The sequence below is a fragment of the Gemmiger formicilis genome (genome assembly GCF_016901605.1).
In the GTDB taxonomy this organism is placed as follows: domain Bacteria; phylum Bacillota; class Clostridia; order Oscillospirales; family Ruminococcaceae; genus Gemmiger; species Gemmiger formicilis_B.
In genome coordinates this window covers 1-6,887 of record NZ_JACJKP010000159.1, presented here as the reverse complement: position 1 = coordinate 6,887, position 6,887 = coordinate 1, and the positions used below count along the sequence as shown (strand labels likewise).

6 protein-coding genes are annotated in these 6,887 nt (G+C 56.2%); 3 read left to right on the top strand and 3 right to left on the bottom strand.

Annotation, left to right across the window (positions count from 1 at the left end):
• From H6B10_RS11430 to H6B10_RS11420, 3 genes are all read left to right on the top strand, one after another.
• Window positions 1–1,148: hypothetical protein (locus H6B10_RS11430; protein ID WP_204651726.1), on the top strand; the 1,148-nt coding region annotated here is incomplete at its 5' end.
• A 13-nt stretch (window positions 1,149–1,161) separates the two neighbouring features.
• A complete protein-coding gene (locus tag H6B10_RS11425) occupies window positions 1,162–2,148 on the top strand; it encodes a glycosyltransferase family 2 protein (RefSeq protein ID WP_204651725.1) in 987 nt (328 codons plus the stop codon).
• On the top strand, window positions 2,145–2,717 hold the full coding sequence (locus H6B10_RS11420; RefSeq protein ID WP_204651724.1) for a flavin reductase family protein: 573 nt from the start codon (window positions 2,145–2,147) through the stop codon (window positions 2,715–2,717). The genes H6B10_RS11425 and H6B10_RS11420 overlap by 4 nt, the downstream gene beginning before the upstream one ends.
• Before the next feature lie 51 nt (window positions 2,718–2,768).
• Here H6B10_RS11420 and H6B10_RS11415 read toward each other — a convergent pair whose 3' ends face one another.
• Genes H6B10_RS11415 through H6B10_RS11405 form a run of 3 tightly spaced genes read right to left on the bottom strand, consistent with a single transcriptional unit; the run spans window position 2,769 to window position 6,719 of the window.
• Window positions 2,769–3,749: a substrate-binding domain-containing protein gene (locus H6B10_RS11415; RefSeq protein ID WP_204651723.1), complete on the bottom strand. Its 981-nt coding sequence runs from the start codon at window positions 3,747–3,749 to the stop codon at window positions 2,769–2,771.
• Window positions 3,733–5,457, bottom strand: a complete 1,725-nt coding sequence (locus tag H6B10_RS11410) for a cache domain-containing sensor histidine kinase (RefSeq protein ID WP_204651722.1) — start codon at window positions 5,455–5,457, stop codon at window positions 3,733–3,735. The genes H6B10_RS11415 and H6B10_RS11410 overlap by 17 nt, the downstream gene beginning before the upstream one ends.
• Complete coding sequence (locus H6B10_RS11405; RefSeq protein WP_204651721.1) at window positions 5,454–6,719, bottom strand: helix-turn-helix domain-containing protein; 1,266 nt, start codon at window positions 6,717–6,719, stop codon at window positions 5,454–5,456. The genes H6B10_RS11410 and H6B10_RS11405 overlap by 4 nt, the downstream gene beginning before the upstream one ends.
• Window positions 6,720–6,887: the final 168 nt, after the last annotated feature.

Here is a 6,887-nt window from a genome sequence, read left to right as displayed (position 1 = left end):
TGACGGCCAGCTTCCTCTGCCTGGGAATGCTTTTGCAGTATGTACGCAGCGAACGACGCCGTACACGTACTATTTTGCTGGTTCTGCAATTCCTGTTTTCCCTGCTCATCGGACTGGGCGGGCTGCGGCAGGTGGTCACCTTCTATCTGCCCCTGTTCCTGACGGCGCTCGCCCTGAGCGTTGCCGCCTCCCCTGCCCGTGCCGGTTCCACTTTACCGGAACTGCCCACACCGGAACGGCGGTTGTTGACAGGAAGCACCCTGGCAACAGCCGCATCAGTCATCGGCTGGATGCTCAACACCCGTGTGCTGAGCCATTATTACCATTATTCCAGCCAAGAAGGCGTCAAGTTTTCCGCCTTTGACGGCGAACGGCTGGAACGGCTGTTCTACGGCTGGCTGGAAAGCTTCGGGTTCCGCACCGGCGAGTATGTCACCTCTCCCCAGCTGCTGTACAATGCCTTCTGCTTCCTGGCGCTGCTGATCCTTGTGTGCGCCTACATTTCGCTGCTGCGCTGCCCTCAGCGGTACACCCTGGCGGAACGCACCTTTTATCTGCTTTCCTTCTTCAGCTTCGTCGTATATCAGGGATTGTACCTGTTTACCGACATGGTCTACTATACCCGCTACAATATCCCTGTGGTGGTACTGATGATGCCCGTAGCGGTGGATTATCTGTATCGCTTACCCCGTTGCCGCCTGTGGCGCGGCATCCTGCTGGGAGGGATGGCCGGGCTGCTGCTGTGGTGTGTGAATGATTATTACACCCAACTCTGGCCCAAAAACATGACCTCCAGCCAGGAAGCTGCCGTAACCGCCTTGCGCGTGGCGGGATATACCGAAGGCTATGCCACCTTCTGGAATGCCAATGTAATGGTGGAGATTTCCAACGGTGCGTTTGATATCCGGGTGTGGAAGCCCGGTGAGGACGTCACCGACCCCAACGCGCTGTATGAGTGGCTGCAGACGGAGGAACACATGGAAACCACACCGGAAGGCCCTGTGTTTGTTTTCTTGAACAAGACCGAGGCCGAGTACGAAACCCCGTCCCAGCGCCTGACCCAGGGCGCCGTTGAATATGAAGACGAGCATTATATTGCCATCGGTTACCCGTCTTACGAGGCCATGTGTGCCGACTTTTCCGATTGATTGAGGTATTGCCATGGAAAATCGCAACCAACCAGTTTTGTACATCATCATCCCCTGCTACAACGAGCAGGAAGTGCTGCCCATCACGGCGCCGCAGTTCCTGCACAAAATTCAGGACCTGACTGCCGCCGGGAAAATCAGCCCCGAAAGCCGCGTTCTGTTCGTCAACGATGGTTCCAAGGACCGTACCTGGTCGATCATTCAGGAACTGGCTGCCTCCGATGAGCACTATGCGGGCATCTGCCAGAGCCGCAACCGCGGCCACCAGAATGCGGTCCTGGCCGGATTGATGGAGGCCAAAGACCGCTGTGATATTACCATCTCCATCGACTGTGACGGGCAGGACGACATCAATGCCATGGACGGCATGGTGGATGCCTACCGCGATGGGTGCGACGTGGTCTACGGCGTGCGCAGCAAGCGAGAGACCGATACCTTTTTCAAGCGGTTCACGGCAGAGAGCTTCTACAAGCTGCTCAACGCCATGGGGGCCGAGGTGGTCTTTAACCACGCCGATTACCGCCTGATGAGTGCCCGCGTACTGCAGGAGTTTGCCAAATTCCAGGAAGTCAATCTGTTTTTGCGGGGTATGGTACCGCTGGTTGGTTTCAAATCCACCTGCGTGACCTATGAACGGCACGAACGCCTGGCTGGCGAAAGCCATTATCCCCTTTCCAAAATGCTTTCCCTGGCGTTTGACGGCATCACCAGCCTGTCCATCAAGCCTATCCGGTTCATCACCGGTTTTGGTGTTATTGTAGCGCTGATCAGCTTTATCGGTGTATTGTGGGCCGTTATCGAGGCGGCGCTGGGCATGACGGTTTCCGGCTGGGCCAGCATGACCAGCATCATCTGCTTTGTGTCCGGTGTGCAGCTGATCTGCCTGGGCGTCATCGGAGAATACATCGGCAAGATCTATATGGAAACCAAGCATCGCCCCCGTTACATCATCAGCGATACCACCCCCAATTTCCCGCGCAGTGAGGAGGAAAACAAATGAGCCGTCAGGTCTGGAAAGGTTCCACCCTGCTGAACCCCGAACCGCCCGTGCTGGTCAGCTGCGGCAGCCCCGAAAAGCCGAATCTGATCACAGTAGGCTGGTGCGGCACCATCTGCACCCAGCCCCCCATGCTTTCCATCAGCATTCGTCCCGAGCGTTACAGCCACCACCTGATTCAGGAAAGCGGTGAGTTCGTTGTCAATCTGCCCACAGAATCCCTGGTACGCGCCGTGGACTGGTGCGGTGTAAAAAGCGGCCGCGATGTGGACAAATTTGCGGCCATGAAACTCACCCCCGCCCCTGCTTCCAAAGTTGGCACCGTGCTGCTGGAAGAAAGCCCCATCAACCTGGAATGCAAGGTCACCCAGGTCATCCCACTGGGCAGCCATGACCTGTTTTTGGCGGAATGCGTGGCCGTGGATGTGGATGAACGGCTGCTGAATGAGGATGGCAAGCTTTGCCTGAACAAAGCAAAACTGATCGTCTATTCCCACGGAGATTACCTGGCCCTGGGACGGCGTCTGGGCACTTTCGGATACAGTGTGCGCAAGCGCAAGCCCCGCCGCTGACTGCTTTATACAGAAAAAACACCGGAGACTGATATAGTCTCCGGTGTTTTTTTACGAAATGGGAAACAGTACCTTTTGCCCGTCCATCGTAAACATATTACTGCGATCGATCAGGCGGCTTTCGGTATCCACATGCTTTTCCACACTGTTGCGCTGTCCGGCCAGCAGTTTGTAAGCACTTTGTACGCCGAAATAGCCCATCTCATAGGTATTCTGGATGACCAGCGCATCTACCACGCCGGTTTGCAGGGCATCGATGGTCGCCAGGTTGGAGTCAAACCCCACCATGCAAACGGTCTCTCCCAGCTGCAGTTCTTCGATTGCCTGGGCCGCACCCACGCTGGTAGGTTCATTGAACGCCAGCAGCACATTGATTTCGGGATGGGCATGCAACATATCCAAGGTGTCCTGCCTGGCGCTGGCTGCTTCTGCCAAGGTATGAATGGTGGCAACTACCTCGCAGCGCCCGCTCTCGGTAAAAGTATCTACTGCACCCCGCTCCCGATCCTGGCCGTTGGCGCTGTTGATATCGTAATTGACAATTCCCACCTTCAACGGGCCGCTGGTTCTTTCCAGCGCCGCCCGGGCTGCCATCATGCCGGCACTGTAGTTGTCGGTGCCGATATAGGTAGCCACATTCTGGGAATTGACTGCCGAGTCGATCACCACGATTTTCACGCCTTTCTCAGCGGCTTTTTCAATCGCCGGTGCGTTGGCGTCGTAGTCGATGGCCGAAAAAACCAATGCCTGGGCACCGTTTGCCACCGCATCTTCGATCATCTGATTTTGTGCTTCGTAATCTTCCTCGGTGTCGGGTCCGTCAATGGTCAGTTCCAGGTTGTATTCGGTTGCAGCAGCCTCCGCCCCCACAAAAACAGCCTTCCAGAAGTCTGTCTGGGTAGACTTAGCCACCACAGCCACTTTATAGCGCGCCGCATCCTGAGTTGTCTGGTCGGACGCAGCGCAGCCGGGCAGCAGGCAGAGAACCAACAGCATCGCCCACAGGCGATACCACTTACCGTGCTTTATCATAGTCGCCCTCCCTGTCTTCCGGTACCCGCGGCATCCGGATGGTCACGGTGGTTCCTTCGTCCGGCATGCTTTCGATGGACAAGCCATACTGCGGCCCAAAATAAATCTGCAGCCGGTCGTTCACGTTCTTGATGCCGATGCCGGTACGGTCACTGGGTTCATGCTGCAACAGCTCCGCTACCTGCTCCGGCGCCATACCGATGCCGTCGTCCCGTACCTTAAAGAGCACGTCCTCGCCCTCGGAACAGACTTCGATTTCGATATGCCCGGGCTCTACCAGCAGATCAAGCCCGTGGGTGATGGAATTTTCGATGATCGGCTGCAGGGTGATCTTATTGCAAAGGCAATGCAGGCAGCTTTCGTCCACGGTAAAGTGGTAGGTAAACTGGTTTTTATACCGGAACTTCTGAATGAGCAGATAGGACTCGGCGTGCTGCAATTCTTTTTCGATGGGAATCAGCTCATGGCCGCGGCTGATGCTGATGCGGAACAGTTTGGCCAATGCATGAACCATCTTCACCGCATCGGCATTTTTGCCGCGCTCGCACATCCAGGCAATAGAGTCCAGCGTATTGTAAAGGAAATGCGGGTTGATCTGTGCCTGCAAGGCTTTCAGTTCTGTCTTGCGCAATTCGTTTTCTTCTTCGCGCACGGTGGTCATCAGGCGCTGAATCCGCCTGACCATGTGGCCGAAAGAGTCCGAAAGTTCCTGCACTTCCCGGGTACCGGCCACCGGCTGGAAGTTGAATCCGTCGGCGTCCTGTTCAAACTGTTCCATCGCGTTTTCCAGCTGCTGCAAAGGGCGGCTGAGCATACGGGAGATAATCCATCCCACCAGCAGGGCAGCTACCAGAATCAAAGCGGCTGTACCTACGGTAATGCGCGCCATCTGCCAGAAGCTCTGGTTGACGGTCTCGTCAATGTAGCTGACACCCACTACGCGCCAGCTGCTGTCCGGAACATCCTGGATGCTGTAAATCACCGTATCTTCCACATAGGTGCCGTCTTTCAGGCCGGCCAATCGCGCGGCTTCCTCGCTCTTGATGCCCGCGTACAAAAGCTGTTGCTGGGGATGGTACACCATGTTGCCCTGGGCGTCCATCAAATAACAATACCCGTGCTGGCCGATGCCTACACCGTTGATGCTGGCCCCCAGGCCCGAAAAGCGCACGTCCACAGCCACCCAGTGCACCGTGTCGCCCGTTTCCATCGGACGTACCACGGTGACCACCCAGGGATAATACCCTTCAAAAATCGATTCCACATGGGGTGCACTGATATACCCTTCCCCATGGCTTTGGGCGGTGCTGAGATCAAAGGAAAGGTTTTGTACGATTTCTTCCCGGGGGGTATGTCCCAGGCACCAGCAATCCTGCAGCACGCCGTTTTCGTCATAGGTGGTAACAGCGACCACTTCACTGCGGGCGGTAAGCCATGCGTTGAGATAAGCATCCCGTTCTTCTTCCGGGGTGTTCATCTGCACCATAATGCCGGAAACTGTTTCGTCCAGATTCTCCACGTAGTTGCTGACCGTCCCGACAACCTGGTTGACCGCCTGGGCGCTGCTGGTCCGCGCACTTTGCTCTGCCGCGGCACGGTAGCTGCGCAAAAAGGTCACCACACAAAGGGCCAGCGTGACAGCCGCCACCGTTGTGATCAGTACAACAATCAGCGGTGCCGTGCGGGGGGAGCGGTACCGTCTTTTCATGTTGCAGCCTCCCCGCCGGCATTCTGTGCCGCGCGCTGCCGACGCAGCGCTCCGGGCGAAGTTCCGCTGTACTTTTTAAAGCAGTAGCTGAAATAATGCTGGTCCGTATATCCGCAGCGGCGGGCAATCTCCTGCACTTGCAGGTTGGTATTGAGCAGCAGCTGCTGTGCGTTTTCCATCCGGCGGCGTACCAGAATATTGATAAAGGTCTCCCCTGCCGTTTTCTTGATGCAGGCACTGAGATGGTTGGGGCTTACATCCAGCATGGCGCTGAGCGATGCCAGAGAAAGGTCCTCATCCATGTAGTGCTGTTCAATGATTTCCAATGCCCGTTCACACAGACCGCCGCCTTTGCGGGTGTCGGAAGTAAAGCTGACGCCGCCTTCGCTTTCTTCGGCTGCATGCAGTGCTTCCAGCGCCTGCCGGTATGCCGCGTTTAGCTCGGTAAACTGGGATACCGCACGGCTGACCCCCACAAGTACCTTTTTATCCAGGGCGCGTTCGGTAAGCTGGCAGATCTCGTCCGCCAGAATGTGGAGATATTCCTCAAAGTCCGAGGGATTGCCCAGCAGCACAGCCACCACACGCCCGCTGGCCCCAAATACAAAATGGCGCAGGTATTTGTTTGCCAGTTGTTCGACCAGACGGGTAAATCCCGGCTCACAGGGGTTGCCGTCTACCATAGCCGCCGTCATAACCATCAACAGGCTGCGGTCATCGCTGCCGCGCAGCAGTCCGCAGGACGCGGCATTCTCCCGCAGGGTGGTTTCCAACCCTTCCGGTGGGGTATCGTAGTGTTCCAGTACCAGTGGGATGAGGAATTCCGCCCGGTCCCCCTGTTGGTTGTCCATACGGCGCAGACTGGCGTAGCGCCGGTCGATTTTTTCATGGATGACCTTCAGCTCCGCGGCCAGGCCATCCATCGTCAGCGGTTTGAGCATATAACTGATGATGTTATACTGAATAGCCTGCTTGGCGTATTCAAAATCATCATAACCGCTCAAAAACGCAATGTGCATGGCAGGGCGGATTTCACGCACCTGACGGGCCAGTTCAATACCGGAAATAAACGGCATCCGGATATCGGTCAGCAGAAGATCCGGTTCCAGTCGCTCCACCAGTTCCAGTGCGTCCAGCCCGTTGCTAGCGCTGCCTACCAGATGGAACCCCAACGCCTCCCAGGGGGTCATCGTACAGACAGCTTCCCGCAGTTCGTCCTCATCGTCTGCGACGACAACGGTATAAATATTTTTGTCTGGCATGGTAATTACTCCTTCTTTTGCTGGCTTCATTATAGAGCGTTTGCACCGATTATGCAATCAAAACCACCCGTTGAACGGGTGGTTTGAACAGGCCCTATAAGGGCCTATCTCCTGTGGTCGCTCCCTAAAGGGAGCCCTGAAAAGTCTGGCAACCACACTTTTACCACG

Coding starts and splice junctions, on each gene's coding strand:
- H6B10_RS11425 (WP_204651725.1), top strand. CDS start 1,162: ATGGAAAATCGCAACCAACCAGTTTTGTACATCATCATCCCCTGCTAC.
- H6B10_RS11420 (WP_204651724.1), top strand. CDS start 2,145: ATGAGCCGTCAGGTCTGGAAAGGTTCCACCCTGCTGAACCCCGAACCG.
- H6B10_RS11415 (WP_204651723.1), bottom strand. CDS start 3,749: ATGATAAAGCACGGTAAGTGGTATCGCCTGTGGGCGATGCTGTTGGTT.
- H6B10_RS11410 (WP_204651722.1), bottom strand. CDS start 5,457: ATGAAAAGACGGTACCGCTCCCCCCGCACGGCACCGCTGATTGTTGTA.
- H6B10_RS11405 (WP_204651721.1), bottom strand. CDS start 6,719: ATGCCAGACAAAAATATTTATACCGTTGTCGTCGCAGACGATGAGGAC.